Raw genomic sequence first — 20431 nt, 5'->3', positions numbered from 1 at the left:
CTGCGCCGCCTTCCGCGCTACGGGCAGCTTGCCGCGTTCTGCGAGATCACGGCGCGCAACTGCCGCGTGGTGGTGCTGTCATCCGGGCCCAGCGTGTTGCGCGTGTAGCGGCAGCCATAGGTGGGCGCGGCCACCGTGGCGGCCGTCTGCACATCGTCACCGCCCGGCCTGGCGCCGCCCTGCTCCCACTGCACCATGGCATCGAAGGCCTCCACCTGCTCGGCCACGGTGAAGTCGCAGTGCGATGCGCCGCGGATGGCGCGCTGCACCAGCCAACGGTCCTTGCCCTTGTCGGCCACGCGTCGCTGGTAGATCTGCTGCATGCTGAACGGCACATACAGGTCGCCCAGCGTGTGCAGCGTCACCACGGGAATGCCGATGTCGCCTGGGCTCACGGGAATCCAGCGCAGGCCGTCGCGGCGCAGCCGGTTGGCATCGGGCGCGGCCGTGCGCTTTTGCGCGGCGGCATTGAGCGCGGCCGAGGCCGCTGCATCCCCATCGATGCGGTAGGTGAAGCGGTTGGTATCGGTCACGTTGCGGTTCAGGATGCCGTTGACCGAGCCGTCGCTGCCGAACACGCCCCAGACCGGAGCGAACGAGCCGCCCACGGCCACACCCAGGTCGAACAGCGGGCGCGGACCGCCCGTGAGATTCTGGATCACCGACAGATAGGCGCGGCCCGTCGCGGTAGGTGCAGACGGGAAGGTCGTGAACAGGGCCGATGTCACCTTGCCCTGGATGGCCGCCCAGTCGGTGACGGCATGCTGGGCCTCGCCCGCCAGGGCCTGGGCAGTGACCTGGGCTGCCGCGAAGTAGTCGAACAGTTGGGTATCGCCCATCACGCCGCACATGGGCACGGCGCCCTGGTAGCGCACCTTGTTGCGGGCCGTTGACTGGGCTTCGGCCTCGATGGCCGCCGCCGTGACATGGCCGCCCATGGAATGGCCGGTGATGTACAGGCGCTGCGGCTGCGCCAACGGCCGGCCGTGGGATGCGGCCAGGCGGTTGAAGGCCAGCGCCAGCGCGTTCGTGTCCTCCACGCCGGCGCGCACGTCGTAGTAGTTCTTGCTGTAGCTGGATGCTGCCCAGGCATAGCCGTTCTGGATCAGGTAGCGGCGTATGGACGGATTGGTGACGTTGAGCGCACTGCCCTCGCCCGCATAGCCGTGGGCATACATCACCAGGCGGCCATTCCAGTTGGCCGGCACCTCGATGCGGTAGGCCGCGCCTTCCAGCACGCCGGCCCAGCGGCTGGTGCTGGCGTTGTCGACCACATCGCCCGAAGCGGCGGCCAGCGCGTCGAAGCTGGTGGCCGAAGGATTGGCCGGCGCAAAGCTGCGGCTGTCCTGTGCCCGGGTCTCCTCGGGCGCATCACCGTCCCCCCCGCCGCAGGCCGCAAGGCCCGTGGCCGCCAGCAGACCGAGATACTTCCAACGATTCCAACGCAGGGCTCGCATAAGACTGTCTCCTTGGGATGAAGGTTTGAAGGGGAACGCGCGCAAAAAATCCGTTTCAAGGGGGAGTGCCGACGCAGCCTATGCCAGGCAACTGGCCCGCCATGCGGGTAGGAACCCGCAAGCAGGGGCTGCCGGCTGTCACCCAGATGACTGTCGCCTTGCGCTAACATCCGCGCTTGCGGTGCAGGCCGCACCCGGACCTGCGGGAAGGGTTGAACCCACCTGTATGCGCCTCTCGGCGTTTTTCTCTTGCCACATGCCTTTGTGCGCCAAGCTGCAGGTCATTGGCCTTCGTGCACGGAGGTATCCCTGTGAAACGCATCCCCGCCCGGCCCGACATGGGCCATCTCAAGAAACAGGCCAAGCAACTGCTGGCCGCCTATCGCGCAGACTCGGCCCAGGCCATGGAGCAATTGCGCGCCCACCTGCCCGCTGCCCGGGGCCGCACAGATGAGGCGCTGGCCGCCATGGACCTGCGGCTGCACGACGCCCAGTCCGCCGTGGCGCGCGAGCACGGTTTCGCTTCATGGAGCGAGCTGTCAGGCTACGTCGAGGCATGCCAGCGCCTGGCGGCGGACCCAGAGACATCCCGGCTGCACTGGCTGGCCCTGGTCTATGCCGGCGATGTGGCGGGCGGCACGCACCGCGCGCAGCCCGCGCTGGCCCGGCGCCTGCTGGACGAGCGGCCGGAGCTGCCGGGCAATGATCCCTGGATGGCCTGCGCCATCGGCAACCTGGCCGCGCTGCGCGAAGCCACGCACAGAGATCCCGGCTGGCTGCAGCGCGCAGGCGGGCCGCTGGGACTGCCGCCGCTGGTCGCCGTCACGCACTCGTGCCTGCTGCGCCTGCCCGAGTTCGCCGAGCCGCTGCGCGCCTGCGCGCGCTGGCTGCTGGACGCGGGCGCCGACCCGCTGCAGACCGTGGACAATCGCTGGCCGCCGGCCTCGCTGCAGGCGCCCTCCGAGACCGAGCGGCTGTCAGCACTCTATGGCGCAGCAGGCCAGAACCATGATGCGCAACTGACGCAGATGCTGCTGCAGGCCGGGGCCGACCCCAACGACGGCGAATCGCTCTACCACTCTCTGGAAGGCACGCCGGCCAGCCGCGAATGCACGCGGCTGCTGCTGCAGGCGGGCGCGCGCGTGGAGGGCAGCAATGCCCTGTTCCGCGTGCTGGACCTGGACGATGTGCAGGCCCTGCGCCTGCTGCTGGACCACGGAGCCGATCCGAACGAGGACAACGGCCAGGGCGAATGGGGCCGCCCGCTGCTGTGGGCCATACGCCGGCTGCGCTCGCCCGCCCACGTGCAGGCCTTGCTGGATGCAGGAGCCGACCCGGCCACCCGCACACCGCAAGGCCTGGGCGCCGCCCGCCTGGCACGGCGCTTTGGCCTGGCCGACGTGGCCGTCCTGCTGGAACAGGCCACGGGCGCTGAACCCGCCTCGCCCGAAGAACAGTTCGTTGCCGCCTGCGCCATGGGCGACCGGGCCCGGGCCGGAGGGCTTCTCGCGTCCCACCCGGGTCTGCTGCAAGGACTGTCTCACGAGCAGCTGCGCATGCTGCCCGAACTGGCAGCCCTGGGCCGCATGGAGGCCGTGCGCTGCATGGTGGAACTGGGCTGGCCCATCGCTGCGCGCGGCGGCGACTGGGATGCATCCGCACTGAACCAGGCCGTTTTCCGTGGCGATGCCGCCATGGCGCGCTTCCTGCTGGAGCACGGCGCACAGTGGACCGAACACCACGCCTATGGCGACAACTGCGCAGGAACCCTGTGCTGGGCATCGCTGAACCGGCCCGAATCCACGGAACCCGGCGGCGGCGACTGGCTGGGCTGCGCCCAGGCCCTGCTGGACCACGGTATGCCCATGGCCCGGCCCGACCCCGAAGTACCCGGCTGCGTGCTCATCGACGGCAACCGGCAGCGGTATCCGGACGAGATCACGGATTTGCTGCTGGGGGTTGACGCGGACTAGGTCCGCCCGACCCGAAAACCCGTCCTGCCGGCTGGCCCGGCAGGATTCAGCTGCAGTGCCTGCATGGGTCAGAACAGATCAAACCGGCTCATGTAGGCATCGCATGCCAGCAGCCACGCATGTTCATCATTGGACCCCGAAGGCGGCGGGCCGATGAAGTTGTTGAGCCGGGATCTGGCGCGCAAAGGCTTGAGCAGGCGTGCCGCCTCGCCAAAGGCGGGCAGCGTCAGCCCCTGGTCCATATCCCCCAGTCCTGGGAAATCTCCTGCCCGTATCCCCAGACAGTTGCCTACATCCCCAGCCGAAAGATACTGGCTGGCCTGAACCTGCTTGCGCACCGCATCCCGACCACCCAGCTTTTCCAGCAAGGCATCACTCACAAAACTCAGCCAGTTGATGCTGTACATGGCGTTGTTGAAGTCATGGCTCATCAGCGCAAGACTGCCCAGGGCATTCAAACCCGGGAAACGCTGCAGGTAGGGATACAGTATTTGCTGCCCTTTGCCGTCGGGTCCGATATTGCGTTCTTCCACTGCGGGCATGACGCCCCAACCTGCAATGGCCCAATAGGGCTGCATCAACTCCACAATCTGGGTGGTGAGGCGGCCCACATTGCGCTCTGGCGGTTGATCCATAATCCACCACGCGGGAAATGCCATGCGAATGAAAGACATGGCCGGGCCCTTTTTTATCGACCCATATCTCTCACGATACCAAATACCTTCATCATTCTCAATACGGCAATAAAGGCGAAAGTCTTGCGCATTATTCTCCCACACCTCAGGAGGATTTGGCTTACCCGAAGCCATATGAAATATCAGGGCATAACCTTTTGGGTTATCAAAGCTTTTCTGCTTCTTTGCAGCCAACTTTCTTTGTGCTATCGCGCTGGTCAGCATGGCAGGCATTCCGTCGTACCAATAAACCAGTTTCTCCTTCCCTACAGCCTCACAAAAAAGATCGACCACTTCCCATGCACGCTCACGCACGGCCAATGAATCCCCGTCATGGAACACCATCTCGATCGTCCAGCCTGCTCTTGCACAAATACGTCCAAATTGATTCTGCAATACCAGCGCCTTGAGAATATCCATCGTCGCCACGGTGGCTTTTTGCAGTTCTCTGGTGCTCAAAGGTTTGTTGAAGTCTTTTGCCATATCCATCCTCCATATTTCACTCAATCCAATCCATCAACTTCAGAATGACAACCCGAGGAATCTCGCCAGTGCGCTCCCTACCGCACCAACACCTCGCAGTGCCCTCCCCAGTGCGGATGCACCGGCCGCAGCCCCGACGGCCGCCGCCGTATCCTTGTTCACCCGCTCTGCCAAAGAGATGGCCTTTTCCCTGTTGGCCTGCCATCGCGCTGCCTGGTTCAACACGCCTTCGTTCGCACTTTCTCCATCGCTGTCGCAAGCGCAGCTTCCGGCGTCCAAGGCATCCTTGAGAAACTTGTCTTCAAAAATATGTGAATAGGCCTGATGCTGTGTCCTGCCGTCTGTCCCTTCCGCATTGGAAAAGCCATCCCCCGGAAACTTCATCTCATAGACCCGCTGCACGTTGTCCAGCACAGGCGGCAGGCGCGGGTTCTTCACCACGACCACATCCGGAATGCGCGAGCCCGCAGGCCGGCTGCGCGTGGGGCGCACGGGCTCGTTGCGCGACATGACAGGTGCTCTGTTCAGGTAAGGCACTTCCTGCTTGTAGTAGCCCCGGTAGCCTTCAAACCCATCGGCCTACATGACCACGCCGGCCACGCAGCGCTGGCCCAGGCCGCCGGTCATGCAGCAGCAAAACAGCTCGCACAGCGCCCTGCGGTCCAGTTCGTTGTCGAAGTCCCGGGTTCCGCATACCTTGTTGAAGCCAACAAGCACGACAGCCTTGCACAGGTCCCTGGACCGCTTCAGGCGATTGAGGGCAATGAAGGCGGGAACCAGTTGCCCGCAGCTCATGTATCCGAGCGGATGGCCGGTGGCCGCTCCACTGCCCCATTCAACTCGTGGAAACGCCCTGCGCGGCTCAATGGCGCATGGATGTCTATCCTGAATGTCATTGGCTCCTTCGCCTGTGAAAGGCGCTCCCTTCCTTCTGAAAGGAAAATAATAGGAGCAATGAATTGAGCACGTAAATCCTATTTTTCAGAAATTTCCAGGACTGAGCTGCCCGCAATTGGCAGCGGTCTCCTCTGAAAACTGGCAGAAAAAAGCCTAGGACAAGCAAGGGCCAGAAAGCCTGTTTCAGGTGCCGCGCTCGCCTGTCACTCGGCCATCATCTCCTGCTGCAGGTCAAAGCCCCTGCGCTCCCGCACGCTCGTGCAGCCAGCGCCGCAACGCAAATCCCAGCCACAGCGCCGTGAACACGGCCGCGCCAAAGACCCAGCCCGACAGCGCGCCCGCCATGCTGCCCGACAGCAGCGTGCCGATGGTGCAGCCCAGCCCCGTCATGGCGCCCCAGCCCAGCAAGGCGCCACCGGCCAGGCCGCGAGCCGCATCGCGCCAGGTGGGGCGGCGCGGCGTCCACTGGCGGCTGGCCACGGCAGCGCCCCAGGCGCCGGCCACCAGGCCCAGCAGCAGCACGGCATGGGGCGTGAGCAGGCTGTTGAGCACGGCCGTGGCGCAGCCGCCCAGGGTGTCCAGGCCGTGCAGGCGCTCGGGCACCCAGCCGCCCGCCTGGGCCCAGCTGCGCACGGTGCTGCCCAGCGTGGTGGTCACGCCCAGCGGCCGCATGCGCACGATGGCGGCGGCCGCGATCAGGCCCACGGCCAGGCCGCCCAGCGCGGCGTTCCAGCGGCCTTGCCACAGTGACATCCACAGCTGGCGCAGGCCCGGTGGCTGCGCCGGTTCTGCCGCAGGCCGGGGCTGTGCGCGGCCCGAGCGCCCATGAATGCGCCAGACCCAGGCCGCCAGCAGGCCCAGCACGGCCAGTTGCAGCGCCAGCGCGCCGCCATAGCCCAGATGGGCCGGCAGCCAGATGACGGGCGCATCGGCTATGGCCAGGCTGTATAGCGGGTTCCAGCTGCGAAACCCCAGCACGAAGCCCAGGCCCGTGCCGACCAGGGCAAACGGCGCCACGGGCGAGCCCTCGCCCAGCCGGTACCAGTGGGCGCTGATGCACGATCCCGAGACCGACATGCCCGCTCCAAAGGCCAGGCCCGCAAGGACCAGCACCCAGCTCACGGGACCTATGTGCATGTCGGGCGGCAACTGCCCGGGCTGGGGCACGGCCACCCAGCTGCCCAGCACCACGGTCATGCCCGCCGAGCCCACGGCCAGCGCCAGCAGGATGGAGAGCACGCCGCGCGGGTCGCCGAACTCGAACCAGTCGCGCGCATGGCAGTAAAAGCAAAAGCGCGAGCGCTGCAGCACCAGCCCCAGCAGCAGGCCCAGCGCCAGCGCAAAGACCAGGGTGCGCCCGCCGCCTTGCAGCTGCAGCTGCGCCGCCACAGGCCAGGCTGCGGCCAGCACGGCGGCCAGGGGCAGCCATCTGGTCCAGTCCCTTGCCCTGTGCCTGCCATTCACGTTCTGCGTGTGCTCACCGGTCACGCTTGTCATTGCTGCCCCCTTTTGTTGCCATCCACCCATAAAAAAGGGGCCCGCAGCCTGCGGGCCCCAAAGGAGCCGAGCTTTTGCCAAAGCCACACGTCACGCACCTGATCCGTCGAACCAAGAGCACCGACACCCCTCGCCCGGCCCCCGCCTTCAAGACAGGTTGATCGACGGCGGGATCATTTCGCGGCCCAGACCGTACCGGCCGGGTTGTTGATGGGCACGCCCACGGAGTTGCCGTATTCGGTCCACGAACCGTCGTAGTTGCGCACCTGGTAGCCGAGGATCTTGGACAGCGCAAACCAGGTGTGGCTGGAGCGCTCGCCGATGCGGCAGTAAGTGATGACGGGCTTGCTGCCGTCGATGCCCACGCCCGCATAGAGCTTCTTGAGTTCTTCGGCGGACTTGAAGCTGCCGTCCTCGCGCACTGCCTGGCCCCAGGGCACGTTGACGGCACCGGGGATGTGGCCGGCGCGGATGGCCAGCTCCGGCACGCCGGCCGGGGCGAAGACCTTGCCCTGGTATTCGTCGGCCGAGCGGATGTCGACGAGCCTGGCGTCGCTGCGACCTTCGGCCGAGGCCAGCGCATCGGTCAGGCGCGCGCGCAGCGCGGTGTTGACCTTGCCCACGCGGTAGGTGGTGGCCGCATATTCCGGGGCGCGGTTGTTGAGGGGGCGGTTTTCGGCCTCCCACTTCTTGCGGCCGCCGTCCAGCAGCTTGACGTTCTGCACGCCATAGATGTCGAAGACCCAGGCCCCCCAGGCTGCAAACCAGTTGTTGGTATCACCGTACAGCACGACCGTGGTGCCGTCCTTCACGCCGGCCTGCGACAGCAGTTTCTCGAACTGCTCCTTGCCCACGATGTCGCGGCGCACCTTGTCGTTGAGATCGTTGTGCCACGAGAAATTGACCGCGCCCGGCACATGGGAGCGCTCGTACAGGTCGGGGTTGACGCTGACTTCGACGATGCGCACGTCGGCGCGGTTGAGGTTGGCCGCCAGCCATTCGGTGCTGACCAGCGGACCTTCGGGAACGGGCGCATTGGCATGGGCCGTGCCGCCGATCAGGGCCGCGACGTACAGCACGGTGCAGGCACCCTGGCGCAGGGTGGCGGGGATGGTGGAGAAAGCGGTCGGCGTTGCCATCACGGTCCTTTGTTCGCAGTTGCGTTGATTGCTCGGTTGGGGTCGGGTTGCTCTGCAATGCAATGTAGGCAGGGGCGGGCCGGTTCCCAACTGCGCAATCCGCAGATGGATATGCGCCGCCAAGGCATGGACAGCGGCACCCCGGGTTCTCTGCTACCCTCGGTCGCCTATGTCAGCGCCCCTGTCTCCCGCCGCCGCGCAAGCGCAGCCGGCCATGTCCCCCGTCCTGGTCGTCGTCCTGCTCGGCCTGCTGCTGGGACTGCAGCCGCTGGCCACAGATCTGTACCTGCCCGCCCTGCCCTCGATACAGGCGGCCTTCTCCACCCAGGTGTCCCAGGTGCAGCTCACGCTGACGGCGTTCCTGCTGGCCTTCGGCTGCTCGCAACTGGCCTGGGGGCCGCTGTCCGACCGCTTCGGGCGCCGGCCCATCCTGCTGGCGGGCATGTCCATCTACGTGCTGGCCGCGCTGGGCAGCGCCAGTGCAGAGGCCATGGAGTCGCTGATCGCCTGGCGCGCGCTGCAGGGGGCATCGCTGGGCGCCGGCGTGATGTGTGCACGCGCCATGGTGCGCGACCTGTTCGCGCCGCACCTGGGCGCCCAGGTCATGTCCAAGGCGCTGACCGGGCTGGGCGTGATCGCCTTCCTGAGCCCCGTCAGCGGCAGCCTGCTGGTGGATTCGCTGGGCTGGCGCTCGACCATGCTGGCCCAGGCGGTGATGGGTGCGCTGGCCCTGCTGCTGGTGGCCCTGCGCTTCACGGAGACACTGGCCCGCACCAATCCCACGGCGCTGCAGCCGCTGGCCCTGGCGCGCAACTGGATCACCATCTTGCGCCACCCGGGATTCCAGTCCTACCAGTTGCTGACCTGCTGCACCTATGCGGCCCTGTTCACCAACCTGGCCGCATCTTCCTTCACCTATATCCATGTGCTGGGCGTGAGCCGCACGGGGTACGGCCTGCTGATGGGCAGCAACGCGCTGTGCTACATCGCGGGCACCTTCCTGTGCCGCTGGCTGCTGCAGCGCATGGATGTGCGGCGCGCCGTGCAGATTGCCGGGCTGGCCAGCCTGCTGTCGGCCACGGCCATCGGCATTGCGGCGCTGGCCGATGCGCGCAGCCTCTGGGCCTATGCCCTGCCCTTCTATATCTTCCAGATCGCCCATGGCGTGCACATGCCCTGCGGCCAGAGCAATGCCATCGCGCCCTTCCCGCAGTCGGCGGGCACGGCCTCGGCGCTCAACGGCTTCACCATGATGCTCATCGCCTTTGCCATGGGACACTGGCTGGGCCTGCACCTGGACGGCCAGTCCACCCGGCCCATGGCCTTCGGCATCTGGTTCTGGGGCGTGTGCACGGCCCTGGTCGCCTGGGGGCTGGTGCGCCGCCACGGCCGGGTCGATGGCCACCGCTGATTCCACTTTCCTGCGTTCCCGTTTCTCGAATGTCAACCGCTTCCCCGCTCCCATGCCTGGCCATCGCCGGCCCCACCGCTTCCGGCAAGACCGCTGCCGCCCTGGCCCTGGCCAGGCTGCTGGCCGAACGCGGCCAGGCCGCAGAAATCATCAGCGTGGACTCGGCCCTGGTCTATCGCGGCATGGACATCGGCACGGCCAAGCCCACGCCCGAAGAACTGGCTGCGTGCCCCCATCACCTGATCGATATCCGCGACCCGCTGCAGGCCTACAGCGCGGCCGAATTCGTGCAGGACACGCAGCGCCTGGTGGCCGAGATCCGCGCGCGCGGCGCCCTGCCGCTGCTGGTGGGCGGCACCATGCTGTATTTCAAGGCCCTGCAGGATGGCATTGACGACATGCCGGCCGCCGACCCCGCCGTGCGCGAGCGGCTGGACGCCCAGGCCACCGAGATCGGCTGGCCCGCCATGCATGCGCTGCTGGCCCAGGTCGATCCCGCAACGGCCGCGCGCCTGGCGCCGGCCGACAGCCAGCGCATACAGCGCGCGCTGGAGGTTTGGCACGTGTCGGGCAAGCCGCTGTCCAGCTTTCATACGCGGGCGGGCAAGGATGCGGCACAGGGCCTGATCAGCCCCGGCGGCTTCCTCTCGCTGGAGCCGCAGGACCGCGCCTGGCTGCATGCGCGCATCGCCCAGCGGTTCGACGCCATGCTGAGCGCCGGCTTCATCGACGAGGTGCAGCAACTGCGCGCGCGCGGCGACCTGCACCTGGACCTGCCCTCCATCCGCTGCGTGGGCTACCGCCAGGCCTGGGAATCGCTGGACGGCCTGTACTCCATGAACTCGCTGCGCGAACGCGGCATTGCCGCCACGCGCCAGCTGGCCAAGCGCCAGATCACCTGGCTGCGCAGCATGCCCGCCCGCCATGCCATTGCCTGCGATATGCCCGATGCCCAGCAGCAACTGCTGCAGGCAGCGATGGCCGTGGTGGCCGCAGCAACCCAGGCCCGCAACGGCTGAACAGGAAACCGCCTTCATGACTGCCGTGCCCCAGGACAACACGCCGCTGACTCAGCCGCCGCTGCTTCAGGTCCAGGGCCTGGCGCGGCGCTACCGCAACGACGGCGGCACGGAAACCGCCGTCTTCGAGAACGTGGACTGCAGCGTGGCGCGCGGCGAGTTCGTGGCCATCGTGGGTGACTCGGGCGTGGGCAAGTCCACCTTTCTCAACTGCCTGGCCGGGCTTGATGAGTGGCAGCAGGGCCGCGTGCTGCACGAAGGCCAGGACCTGTCGGCCCTGGATGAAACCGGCCGTGCGCTGTGGCGGCGCAGCCATGTGGGCTTCGTGTTCCAGGCCTTCCATGTGCTGCCGCACCTGGATGTCTGGCACAACGTGGCCCTGCCGCTGATGCTGCTGCAGCGGCTGGATGCGGCGGGCCGCCAGCGCGTGCAGCAACTGCTGCAGGCCGTCGGGCTGCAGGGGCTGGAGCAGCGCCTGCCCTGGCAGCTCAGCGGCGGCCAGCTGCAGCGCGTGGCCATTGCACGTGCCCTGGTCCACGGCCCGGCCCTGCTGCTGGCCGACGAGCCCACGGGCAACCTGGACCCCGGCACGGCCGCCCAGGTCATGGAGCTGCTGCTGCTGCAGACCCGCGAGCACCAGGCCGCCCTGGTGCTGGTCACGCACTCCATCGAGGCCGCGCGCCGTGCCGACCGCGTGCTGCGCCTGACCGCACAGGGCATGCAGCCCGCCTAGCGCCAGAGACCATCCGCCCATGCTCGCCCTGCTTCGCACCTTTTCCTGGCAGGAGCTGCGCCAGCATCCCTGGCGCACGGCCACCGCCCTGGTGGCCATCATGCTGGGCGTGGCCCTGGGCTTTGCCGTGCACGTGATCAACCAGTCCGCGCTCGATGAGTTCTCGCGCGCCGTGCGCACGGTCAGCGGCCAGCCGGACCTGGAGCTGCGTGCCATGCAGGGCGGCCTGCCCGAATCGCTGTATGGCCGTGTTGCGCAGCAGCCCCAGGTCAGCCTGGCCGCACCCTGGATCGAAGCCACGGCCCTGGTCGGCACCGCCACGCCGGTGCAGTTGCGCGTGCTGGGTGGCGATGCGCTGCGGCTGGCGCCCGTGGCGCCTGCGCTCATGCCCCGGCTGTTCGATGGCGGCGGGCGGCTGGACCTGTTCGCGCCCGATGCGGTCTTCCTCAATGCAACGGCACTCGAAGCCCTGGGCCTGACGCCGGAGCAGGCGCGGCACACGCCCCTGCCATGGCAACTGGGCGGGCGCGCGCAGACCCTGCGCATCGCGGGCACGGTGGCCGCATCCGGCCCGCCGCTGGCCGTGATGGACATCGGTGCGCTGCAGGACAGCCTGCAGCGCTGGGGCCAGGTGGACCGCATCGATGTGCTGCTGGCCGAAGGCGCCACGCGCGAGTCCCTGCTGGCCGAACTGCGCCGCCTGCCCGACTGGCCCGCCCAGGCCCTGGCCAGCCGCCCCGGCGACGACCAGCAGCGCATTGCCGAGATGTCGCGCGCCTACCGCGTCAACCTCACGGTGCTGGCCCTGGTGGCGCTGTTCACGGGGGCGTTCCTGGTGTTCTCGGTGCTGGCGCTCAGCGTGGCCCAGCGCGCGCCGCAGTTCGCCCTGCTGGCCGTGCTGGGATTGACACCGCGCCAGCGCCTGGGCCTGGTGCTGCTGGAATCGCTGCTGCTGGGCATGGTGGGCAGCGCGGCCGGCATTGCCCTGGGCGCGGGACTGGCCTGGCTGGCCCTGCACCTGCTGGGCGGTGACCTGGGCGGCGGCTACTTTGCCGGCGTGCAGCCCGCGCTGCAGTGGAGCGCCAGCGCCGCGCTGACCTTTGGCCTGCTGGGCGTGGCCGCCACCGTGGCTGGCGGCTGGTGGCCGGCGCGCCAGGCCATGGAGCTGCCGCCTGCGGCCACGCTCAAGGGCCAGGGCGCGGGCTCCGAACGCGCGGCGCGCGGCCTGCCGGCCCTGCTGCTGATGGCAGCCAGCGTGGCCCTGGCCTTTGTGCCGCCCGTGGCCGGCATCCCCCTGGCCGCCTATGGCGCCGTGGCCCTGCTGCTGCTGGGCGGCATGGCCGCCCTGCCCTGGTTGCTGGGCCAGCTGTTGCGCCTGGTGCCGCAATCGCTGCTGCGCCAGCCGCTGGCCCTGCTGCCCGTGGAGCGCGCACGGCGCATGCGCCGCAGCACCACCGTGGCCGTGGGCGGCGTAGTAGCCAGCCTGAGCCTGGCCGTGGCGCTGACCGTGATGGTGGCCAGCTTCAGGGACAGCATGATCGCCTGGCTGGACGCCGTGCTGCCCGCCCCGCTGTACCTGCGCACGGCCGGCAGCGCAGGCCGTGCCGATGCCGCGCCCCTGCCCGCCGATCTGGCCCCGCGCATTGCCGCCCTGCCTGGCGTGCAGCGCGCCCAGCCCATGCGCAGCACCAGCCTGTGGCTCAGCCCGGATCGCCCCGCCGTCAGCCTGCTGCTGCGCCCGCTGCATGGCCCCCAGGGCCAGCAGTTGCCGTGGATACAAGGCCCCGTGCAAGCGCCCGCTGGCAGCACGCCCGTCTATGTCAGTGAAGCCGTGGCCCAACTCTATGGCGTGCGGCCGGGCCAGGAGTGGCCGCTGCTGGCCCAGGCCCTGCCGTCGGAAGATTCCCGCGTGTTTGTGGCCGGCATCTGGCGCGACTATGTGCGCCAGTTCGGCGCCATCGCCATGGACTGGGATGACTACCAACGGCTTGCCGACGGCAGCGCCACCACGGCAGGCCCCACCGAAATCGCCATCTGGCCGGACGGCGACGACACGGCCACGGAGCAGCAGCTGCAGGCGCGTATCCAGTCGCTGATGACCGGGCCGGGCGCCGCGCAAGCACTGGAGTTCGCCAGCAGCGGCGCGCTGCGCGAGCGCTCCATGCGCATCTTCGACCGCAGCTTTGCCGTGACCTACTGGCTGCAGGCCGTGGCCATCGGCATCGGCCTGTTCGGCATCGCGGCCAGCTTCAGCGCCCAGGTGCTGGCGCGGCGCAAGGAATTCGGCCTGCTGGCCCATCTGGGCCTGACGCGGCGCGACATCCTGGCCGTGGTGGCCGGCGAAGGCATGGCCTGGACCACGGCCGGCGCCATCGCCGGCAGCCTGCTGGGCCTGGGCGTTGCCGTGATCCTGGTGCATGTGGTGAATCCGCAAAGCTTTCACTGGACCATGGAGCTGTCCCTGCCCTGGCCCCGCCTTTTGGCGCTGGCTGCCAGCGTGATCGCGGCAGGCACGCTGACGGCCTGGCTGGCCGGGCGTGCGGCTGCAGGGCGCGAGGCAGTGCTGGCGGTCAAGGAGGATTGGTAAACCCCATCCCCAGCCACATACCGATAGCCAAATGAAAATGAAACCACCCAATCAATTGTTAATTTTTCTTACAGAAGAATTAATTTCTATCTGATCATCTGCCCGAATTCGGCGGGACACGACCTACATAGAAGGCCCCCTGCCTCGACAAATCAGACCAGGCACATCACCGCCTGGATTCGGGAGATCGGACTCATGGCAGGTTTCGGAAAACGTTGGGCTGCGTCGCTGGCCCTGGGCACGGCACTGTGCGGCTCGGCGTGGGGGCAGATCGTTTTCCCTCCTGGCTCCAGCATCGATCTGGCCGGCGGTTCGTTCCAGTTGCCTTGCACCGCGGTCATCATGCAGGGCGACTTGACACTGGGAACAGGGACCTTCGACACGGGATCCTTCAGCTTCGACACCGGCGCGACGGTCACCGGAACAGGGGGCCAGCTCAACGTCAGCGGCGATCTCACCAGCACCGTGCCGTTGAACCTGGGCACCAGCAGCGTGGTGCTGTCGGACTCGTGCGCCCCCGGCTCCACCCTGCAACTGGGCGGCAACATCGTCGTCAAGGACCTCACGCTGATCAGCACCAGCGCAACGCCTCCCACCATCGTTTTTCCGGCAGGCACCAACCTCACGGTGCTGGGCACCCTTACCCTGGGCTCTCCTGGCAGGCCGGTGGTACTGACCTCTTCCGGCCCTGGCACCGCCGTGGTGACCATGGGGCCGTCGGCGACCCTGGTCAACAGCAGCGGCAGCGTGGTGCCTGGCAACGTGCAGATCGGAGCGCCTGTGGTGACGGCTCCGGCCAGCATCCCCACGCTCAGCACCTATGGGCTGATGCTGATGAGCCTGCTGCTCGGCGGCATGGCCCTGCATCGCCAGCGCCGCAACACACGCATCTGAGGAGCGGACATGCACCAGAACCGTCGCCCTGTCCCGGCCCTGCTGCTTGCGATGTTTGCGGGCGCAGGCCTGCACACCTCCGCAGCACTGGCGGCCGATGTCTCCATCACCCTGCCAGCCAATGGCGATTTCGTGATCAAGAACTCCGTGGGCGCCGAACGGCTGCGGGTGCAGCGTACCGGCGAGGTACTGGTTCCGGCCCTGCCGGCCGATACGGCTACCGGCAACCAGCTGCTGTGTTTTGACGGTGTCTCGGGCCAGCTCATGCACTGCGCGGCGGGTGTGGGCGGCGGGGCCACGGGAGCGACAGGCGCTACGGGCGCCACAGGTTTGACGGGCGCCATCGGCCCTGCAGGCGCCACGGGCGCAGCCGGCCCGACCGGCCCCACAGGTGCCACCGGGGCAACAGGACCCACGGGCGCGGGCATCACGGGAGCGGCTGGACCCACGGGTCCGCAGGGCATTCCGGGCGTTCAGGGCACGATGGGGCCGACCGGCGCCACGGGGATCGGTGTGACCGGTCCCACGGGCCCACAAGGCATCCAGGGCATACAGGGTGTCACGGGCGCCACGGGCGATGCGGGCCCCACCGGACCCACCGGCCCCGCAGGCGGAGGGGGTGTCACCCTCAGGGACAACAGCGGCGCCATATTGGGAACGGTGATCGACATGAACACGGCCAACTACAGCACCGTCGGCGTGCTTACCTCGACCCGACATTTCGCAAGAATGCGCTTCGACGGCCGTATCCAGAACGACAACAACCTGTTCTTTCTCACGCCCGACTGCACGGGCACGCCCTACATGGCGTCAGGGGGGTCGGTGGAGAACATCCCTCGCTTTGCCAAGACACTGGTCTATGCCAAGACCGACAACAAGACCTATAGCTTGAGCGGTGCCAATGCCAACGGCGTGGTGCTGTCGCAAAGCCAGACCAGCCTGGGCATTGACGTGACATCCACCGAGGACATTCTTTCAGGCGACTGCACATTAAGCAATTCCAGCCAGGCGGTGTTCCCTCTGGTCGAGACGCTTCTCAGCAACGCGGGTCTGCCGGCAAGCATCACTGCGCCGCTGCAGTTCTCGGCGCCCTGAATCGGTATGCATCCAAGCACCACCGGAACCCTGGATCGTCGCACCTGCTGCATCCACTCCCGTCGCTTCAGGACCCTGTGTCTCAGTGCAGGCATGTTCAGCACCGCAGTGCAGGCCGCCGAAGTGAGCACTGCCGTGACGCGCCGATAGGCTCGCGCAAAGCCACACCATGCCTGGTTCCCCGCCGCGCAAACGCCCAGGATCCGCTGCCCGCATCTGCCTGAACATGATCGTCAAGAACGAGGCCCCGGTGATCGCGCGTTGCCTGGCCTCGGTCAAGCCGTGGGTGGACCATTGGGTGATCGTGGACACGGGCTCCAGCGATGGCACGCAGGATCTGGTGCGCCGTTGCATGGAGGGCGTACCCGGCAGCCTGCACGAGCGGCCCTGGGTGGACTTCGCCCACAACCGCAACGAGGCGCTGGAGCTGGCGCGGCCGCACGGCGACTACCTGCTGTTCATCGATGCCGACGAGCAGCTGCGCGTGCCCGAAGGCTTTGCATGGCCGGCGCTGGAGGCGGACGGCTGCATGCTGTCCTGCCACATGGCGGGTACCGAATACCAGCGCAATGCGCTGATCGCCACGCGCGTGGACTGGCGCTGGGAAGGCGTGCTGCACGAGTACCTGACCGCCCCGGCGCACCAGCCCTGGCAGATGCTGGCGGGGCCGTTCATCGATGTCTCGCACGATGGCGCGCGGGCCCGGGACCCGCAGACCTACCTGCGCGACATCGCCGTGCTCGAAAAGGCCGTGCGCGAGCAGCCCGGCAACACGCGCAACGTGTTCTATCTGGCGCAAAGCCACCGCGACGCGGGCCAGATCGAGTCCAGCTTGCATTGGTACCGGCAGCGCGCCGCCATGGGCGGCTGGGCCGAGGAGCAGTGGTTTGCGCTGTTCCAGATCGGCGTGCTGCTGGAGCGCTCGGGCGCCGAGCCAGCCTCCGTGCGCGAGGCCTATCTCACCGCCTATGCCGCGCGACCGCAGCGGGCCGAGCCCCTGTGCGAGCTGGCGCGCTACCACCGCGAGCGGTCCGAGTTCGCCCTGGCCTGCCTCTATGCGCACCAGGCCGCCGCGCTGCCGCGCCCGGCCGAGGACATCCTGTTCATCGACGCCCAGGTCTATGCCTGGCGCGCACTGGACGAGCTGGCCGTCAGCGCCTTCTACACCCCGCTGCGCGACCTGGGCCGCGCCGCGCTGCAGCAGTTGCTGGCCGAACGCCGCTACCCTGCCAGCGAGCAGGCACGCATCGAGGCCAATCGCCCCTTCTATGGCCTGTAGCCGCCTGGGCCGGGCGGCCTGCGACAATGGCCGCCATGCCGCACACCACCTCCCCCTGGCTGCATGAAGCCATCAACCGCATCGAGGCCGACTACCAGCGCAGTGCCGACACGCACCTGATACCGCTGCCCCTGCCCGGCTTTGCCGGCCTGGGGATCGACCTCTACCTCAAGGACGAATCCACCCATCCCACGGGCAGCCTCAAGCACCGGCTGGCGCGCTCGCTGTTTCTCTATGCGCTGTGCAATGGCTGGGTGCACGAGGGCTCGACCATCGTCGAGGCATCGAGCGGCTCCACGGCCGTGAGCGAGGCCTACTTCGCGCGCCTGCTGGGCCTGCCCTTCGTGGCCGTGATGCCGCGCAGCACCTCGGTGGAGAAGATTGCACTGATCGAGTTCTACGGCGGCCGCTGCCATCTGGTGGACAGCGCCGCCCAGGTCTATGACGAGGCACGCGCCGTGGCCGCGCAGGCCGGCGGCCACTACATGGACCAGTTCACCTATGCCGAGCGCGCCACCGACTGGCGTGGCAACAACAATATTGCGGAGAGCATGTTCACCCAGATGCGGCGCGAGCGCCATGCCGTGCCGCGCTGGATCGTGGTGGGCGCGGGCACGGGCGGCACCAGTGCCACCATCGGCCGCTACGTGCGTTTCCAGCGCCATGCCACGGGCATCTGCGTGGCCGACCCCGAGGGCTCGGTGTTCGCCGCCTACCACCGCACGGGCGATGCCACCCTCACCGCGCCGGGCTCGCGCATCGAGGGCATAGGCCGCCCGCGCGTGGAGCCCAGCTTCGTGCGCACGCTGGTGGACCGCATGGAGGAAGTGGCGGACTGCGATTCCCTGGCCGCCATGCGCAGCCTGTCCGCACTGCTGGGCCGGCGCGTGGGGCCGTCCACGGGCACCAACTACGTGGCCATGCTCAGGCTGGCCAGCGAGATGCGCCAGCGCGGCGAGCAGGGCTCCATTCTTTCGCTGCTGTGCGATGCGGGCGAGCGCTACCTGCCCACCTACCATGATGCGGACTGGGTGATGCAGCGCATCGGCGACTGCGGGCCGGCCCAGGCGCGCATCGCGCAGTTGCAAAGCTGATCCATGATGCCCCTGCCCCGCCGCCATCTGCTGGGCCTGGCTGCCGGCCTGGGCCTGGCGGCGGCAGGACTGCCCGCCCAGGCACTGCCGCCACGCACGCTGGTTTTTCCGCGCGACCACGGTAGCCACCCGGAGCTGCGCACCGAGTGGTGGTACATCACCGGCCAGGCACGCGCGGCGGGCCGGGCCTGGGGTTTCCAGATCACCTTCTTCCGGTCGCGCGTGCAGGCCACGCAGGAGCTGCGCTCCGCCTTTGCGGCGCGCCAGCTGCTGTTTGCCCATGCGGCGCTGTGCGATGTGCAGGGCGCCCGCCTGCACCACGACCAGCGCATTGCGCGCGCAGGCTTTGGCATTGCCCAGGCCAGCGAGGCCGATGCCGACGTGCAGCTGCAGGACTGGTCGCTGCAGCGCACCGATGAAGGCGCTGCCGAGCGCTATACCACGCGCCTGCGCAGCAGCACATTCGCCCTGGACCTGCGCTTTGACACCCGCCTGCCCCCCTTGCTGCAGGGCCGCGCCGGCCTGTCGCGCAAGGGTCCCGAACCCGATCAGGCCAGCTACTACTACAGCCGCCCGCAGCTGCAGGTGAGCGGTACGCTGGAGCTGGCAGGCCAGCGCATGGCGATAGAAGCCGCACGCGAACCCGGCGACAACCGCGCCTGGCTGGACCATGAATGGAGCCAGGCCCTGCTGCACCCCGAGGCCGTGGGCTGGGACTGGATAGGCATGAACCTGTTCGACGGCGGCGCGCTCACGGCCTTTCGCGTGCGACGGGCGGATGGCAGCGCGTTGTGGGCCGGCGGCTCGCTGCGCGGTGTGGATGGCACGCTGCAGGTCTTCGCCCACGATGCAGTGCAGTTCACGCCGCTGCGCCACTGGAGCAGCCCTGCCAGCGGAGCTCGCTACCCCGTGCAATGGCAGGTGGACACGCCCGCAGGCCGCTTCATCGTGAACGCCCTGGTCGATGACCAGGAGCTGGACAGCAGCGCCTCCACCGGCGCCATCTACTGGGAGGGCCTGTGCAGCCTGCAAAAGCCCACCGGCCCGGGCCAGGAGGCGCGAGCCGGTCAGGGATACCTGGAGATGACGGGCTACGCCCGGCCGCTGCAGTTGTAGCTATGGCAGTCAACAGCATGGGCACGTAGCCCACCCCCTTGAAACCGTCCCAACCCGGCTCTCAAGGGGTGCGCTTTTTCTGCAGCCGGACGATCAGCTCGCCCATGATGCCCTTGCGGAACAGCAGCACGCAGACCACGAAGATCAGGCCCGTGACGATGGTCACCGACTCGCCCAGCGTGGAGAACCACTCCACGCCCGTGAGGCGCTGCAGGAAGAGGCCGAACTCGCCGATCTTGTTCTCCAGCATGACCACCACGGCCGATCCCAGGATGGGGCCGGACAGCGTGCCCAGGCCGCCCATCAGCGTCATCAGGATCACGTGGCCGGAGGTGGTCCAGTGCACATCCGACAGCGTGGCAAAGCCCAGCACCACGGTCTTGAGCGAACCGGCCAGGCCCGTGAGCGCGGCCGAGATCACGAAGGCCAGCAGCTTGAAGCGCGCCACGTCGTAGCCCAGCGAGGTCGCGCGCGGCTCGTTCTCCTTGATGGCCTTGAGCACCTGGCCGAAGGGCGAGTGGATGGTGCGCACGATCAGCAGGAAGGCCAGGACCACGATGACCAGCGTGACGTAGTACATGGTCATGTCGCTGGCCAGGTCGATGAGGCCGAACAGCTTGCCGCGCGGCACGCCCTGCAGCCCGTCCTCGCCGCCCGTGAAGGGCGCCTGCAGGCACACGAAGAACAGCATCTGGGCCAGCGCCAGCGTGATCATCGAGAAATAAATGCCCTGGCGGCGGATGGCCAGCCAGCCGAAGATCAGCCCCAGCAGCGCGCCGCCGGCCGTGCCGGCCAGCATGGCCAGCTCGGGCGTGAAGCCCCAGCCCTTGATGGCGTAGCCCGTCACATAGGCCGCGCCGCCCAGGAAGGCCGCGTGGCCGAAGGACAGCAGGCCCGTGTAGCCCAGCAGCAGGTTGAAGGCCGAGGCGAACAGTGCGAAGCACATGAGCTTCATCACGAACACCGGATACGCGCCCAGCAGGGGCGCCGCCAGCAGGCCCAGCAGCAGCAGGCCATAGCCCCAGGGGGCAATGCGTTGAACGAGAGTCTTGGATTTCATGTGGTCGGCCCCTTGTCCTCGTT

General features: G+C 68.0%; 17 protein-coding genes. 10 read left to right on the top strand and 7 right to left on the bottom strand.

The window, feature by feature from the left end; genetic code table 11:
- Nucleotides 1-17: 17 nt before the first annotated feature.
- A complete protein-coding gene (locus tag GRX31_RS08155; protein WP_016451225.1) occupies nucleotides 18-1457 on the bottom strand; it encodes an alpha/beta hydrolase family protein in 1440 nt (479 codons plus the stop codon).
- A gap of 311 nt (nucleotides 1458-1768) precedes the next feature.
- Here GRX31_RS08155 and GRX31_RS08150 point away from each other — a divergent pair, with 311 nt between their 5' ends.
- Nucleotides 1769-3430, top strand: a complete 1662-nt coding sequence (locus tag GRX31_RS08150) for an ankyrin repeat domain-containing protein (protein ID WP_160852132.1) — start codon at nucleotides 1769-1771, stop codon at nucleotides 3428-3430.
- Between the two features lie 68 nt (nucleotides 3431-3498).
- Here GRX31_RS08150 and GRX31_RS08145 read toward each other — a convergent pair whose 3' ends face one another.
- From GRX31_RS08145 to GRX31_RS08130, 5 genes are all read right to left on the bottom strand, one after another.
- Complete coding sequence (locus GRX31_RS08145) at nucleotides 3499-4587, bottom strand: type VI immunity family protein (protein ID WP_160852130.1); 1089 nt, start codon at nucleotides 4585-4587, stop codon at nucleotides 3499-3501.
- A 39-nt stretch (nucleotides 4588-4626) separates the two neighbouring features.
- Nucleotides 4627-5097, bottom strand: coding sequence for a hypothetical protein (locus GRX31_RS30770; RefSeq protein WP_237426632.1), 471 nt, complete (start codon nucleotides 5095-5097; stop codon nucleotides 4627-4629).
- A 69-nt stretch (nucleotides 5098-5166) separates the two neighbouring features.
- On the bottom strand, nucleotides 5167-5304 hold the full coding sequence (locus tag GRX31_RS30765; RefSeq protein WP_237426631.1) for a hypothetical protein: 138 nt from the start codon (nucleotides 5302-5304) through the stop codon (nucleotides 5167-5169).
- 411 nt (nucleotides 5305-5715) lie between these two features.
- Nucleotides 5716-6981: a YeeE/YedE family protein gene (locus tag GRX31_RS08135; protein ID WP_160852128.1), complete on the bottom strand. Its 1266-nt coding sequence runs from the start codon at nucleotides 6979-6981 to the stop codon at nucleotides 5716-5718.
- A gap of 173 nt (nucleotides 6982-7154) precedes the next feature.
- Nucleotides 7155-8120 (bottom strand): sulfurtransferase, encoded by a 966-nt coding sequence (locus GRX31_RS08130; RefSeq protein WP_160852127.1) that lies wholly within the window; start codon nucleotides 8118-8120, stop codon nucleotides 7155-7157.
- Nucleotides 8121-8334: 214 nt separating this feature from the next.
- Here GRX31_RS08130 and GRX31_RS08125 point away from each other — a divergent pair, with 214 nt between their 5' ends.
- The 9 genes from GRX31_RS08125 (at nucleotide 8335) to GRX31_RS08085 (ending at nucleotide 19348) form a co-directional block, all read left to right on the top strand.
- Nucleotides 8335-9531 (top strand): multidrug effflux MFS transporter, encoded by a 1197-nt coding sequence (locus tag GRX31_RS08125; protein WP_017407484.1) that lies wholly within the window; start codon nucleotides 8335-8337, stop codon nucleotides 9529-9531.
- Nucleotides 9532-9560: 29 nt separating this feature from the next.
- Nucleotides 9561-10550, top strand: a complete 990-nt coding sequence (gene miaA, locus GRX31_RS08120) for a tRNA (adenosine(37)-N6)-dimethylallyltransferase MiaA (RefSeq protein ID WP_160852125.1) — start codon at nucleotides 9561-9563, stop codon at nucleotides 10548-10550.
- A gap of 16 nt (nucleotides 10551-10566) precedes the next feature.
- Nucleotides 10567-11283, top strand: a complete 717-nt coding sequence (locus GRX31_RS08115; protein WP_016447687.1) for an ABC transporter ATP-binding protein — start codon at nucleotides 10567-10569, stop codon at nucleotides 11281-11283.
- A 19-nt stretch (nucleotides 11284-11302) separates the two neighbouring features.
- A complete protein-coding gene (locus GRX31_RS08110; protein WP_160852123.1) occupies nucleotides 11303-13870 on the top strand; it encodes an FtsX-like permease family protein in 2568 nt (855 codons plus the stop codon).
- Between the two features lie 195 nt (nucleotides 13871-14065).
- Entirely contained in the window at nucleotides 14066-14764 is a 699-nt protein-coding gene (locus tag GRX31_RS08105) for an IPTL-CTERM sorting domain-containing protein (RefSeq protein WP_160852121.1), read from the top strand.
- A 9-nt stretch (nucleotides 14765-14773) separates the two neighbouring features.
- Nucleotides 14774-15859: a collagen-like protein gene (locus GRX31_RS31015; protein WP_202396519.1), complete on the top strand. Its 1086-nt coding sequence runs from the start codon at nucleotides 14774-14776 to the stop codon at nucleotides 15857-15859.
- 226 nt (nucleotides 15860-16085) lie between these two features.
- Nucleotides 16086-17138 (top strand): tetratricopeptide repeat-containing glycosyltransferase, encoded by a 1053-nt coding sequence (locus tag GRX31_RS08095; RefSeq protein ID WP_237426630.1) that lies wholly within the window; start codon nucleotides 16086-16088, stop codon nucleotides 17136-17138.
- A gap of 26 nt (nucleotides 17139-17164) precedes the next feature.
- Nucleotides 17165-18232: a PLP-dependent cysteine synthase family protein gene (locus tag GRX31_RS08090; protein WP_047326642.1), complete on the top strand. Its 1068-nt coding sequence runs from the start codon at nucleotides 17165-17167 to the stop codon at nucleotides 18230-18232.
- 3 nt (nucleotides 18233-18235) lie between these two features.
- Entirely contained in the window at nucleotides 18236-19348 is a 1113-nt protein-coding gene (locus GRX31_RS08085) for a lipocalin-like domain-containing protein (protein ID WP_047326641.1), read from the top strand.
- A 61-nt stretch (nucleotides 19349-19409) separates the two neighbouring features.
- Here the strand turns inward: GRX31_RS08085 and GRX31_RS08080 are convergent, their stop codons facing one another.
- Nucleotides 19410-20408, bottom strand: coding sequence for a branched-chain amino acid ABC transporter permease (locus tag GRX31_RS08080; protein ID WP_016447695.1), 999 nt, complete (start codon nucleotides 20406-20408; stop codon nucleotides 19410-19412).
- Between the last annotated feature and the right edge of the window lie 23 nt (nucleotides 20409-20431).

Source organism: Delftia sp. CH05 (assembly GCF_009827015.1).
Lineage (GTDB): Bacteria > Pseudomonadota > Gammaproteobacteria > Burkholderiales > Burkholderiaceae_C > Comamonas > Comamonas tsuruhatensis.
This window is presented reverse-complemented; position numbering and strand designations above follow the sequence as displayed.

Coding starts and splice junctions, on each gene's coding strand:
- GRX31_RS08155 (WP_016451225.1), bottom strand. CDS start 1,457: ATGCGAGCCCTGCGTTGGAATCGTTGGAAGTATCTCGGTCTGCTGGCG.
- miaA (WP_160852125.1), top strand. CDS start 9,561: ATGTCAACCGCTTCCCCGCTCCCATGCCTGGCCATCGCCGGCCCCACC.
- GRX31_RS08145 (WP_160852130.1), bottom strand. CDS start 4,587: ATGGCAAAAGACTTCAACAAACCTTTGAGCACCAGAGAACTGCAAAAA.
- GRX31_RS08105 (WP_160852121.1), top strand. CDS start 14,066: ATGGCAGGTTTCGGAAAACGTTGGGCTGCGTCGCTGGCCCTGGGCACG.
- GRX31_RS08110 (WP_160852123.1), top strand. CDS start 11,303: ATGCTCGCCCTGCTTCGCACCTTTTCCTGGCAGGAGCTGCGCCAGCAT.
- GRX31_RS08095 (WP_237426630.1), top strand. CDS start 16,086: ATGATCGTCAAGAACGAGGCCCCGGTGATCGCGCGTTGCCTGGCCTCG.
- GRX31_RS08090 (WP_047326642.1), top strand. CDS start 17,165: ATGGCCGCCATGCCGCACACCACCTCCCCCTGGCTGCATGAAGCCATC.
- GRX31_RS30770 (WP_237426632.1), bottom strand. CDS start 5,097: ATGTCGCGCAACGAGCCCGTGCGCCCCACGCGCAGCCGGCCTGCGGGC.
- GRX31_RS08135 (WP_160852128.1), bottom strand. CDS start 6,981: ATGACAAGCGTGACCGGTGAGCACACGCAGAACGTGAATGGCAGGCAC.
- GRX31_RS08125 (WP_017407484.1), top strand. CDS start 8,335: ATGTCCCCCGTCCTGGTCGTCGTCCTGCTCGGCCTGCTGCTGGGACTG.
- GRX31_RS08115 (WP_016447687.1), top strand. CDS start 10,567: ATGACTGCCGTGCCCCAGGACAACACGCCGCTGACTCAGCCGCCGCTG.
- GRX31_RS08080 (WP_016447695.1), bottom strand. CDS start 20,408: ATGAAATCCAAGACTCTCGTTCAACGCATTGCCCCCTGGGGCTATGGC.
- GRX31_RS08085 (WP_047326641.1), top strand. CDS start 18,236: ATGATGCCCCTGCCCCGCCGCCATCTGCTGGGCCTGGCTGCCGGCCTG.
- GRX31_RS31015 (WP_202396519.1), top strand. CDS start 14,774: ATGCACCAGAACCGTCGCCCTGTCCCGGCCCTGCTGCTTGCGATGTTT.
- GRX31_RS08130 (WP_160852127.1), bottom strand. CDS start 8,120: ATGGCAACGCCGACCGCTTTCTCCACCATCCCCGCCACCCTGCGCCAG.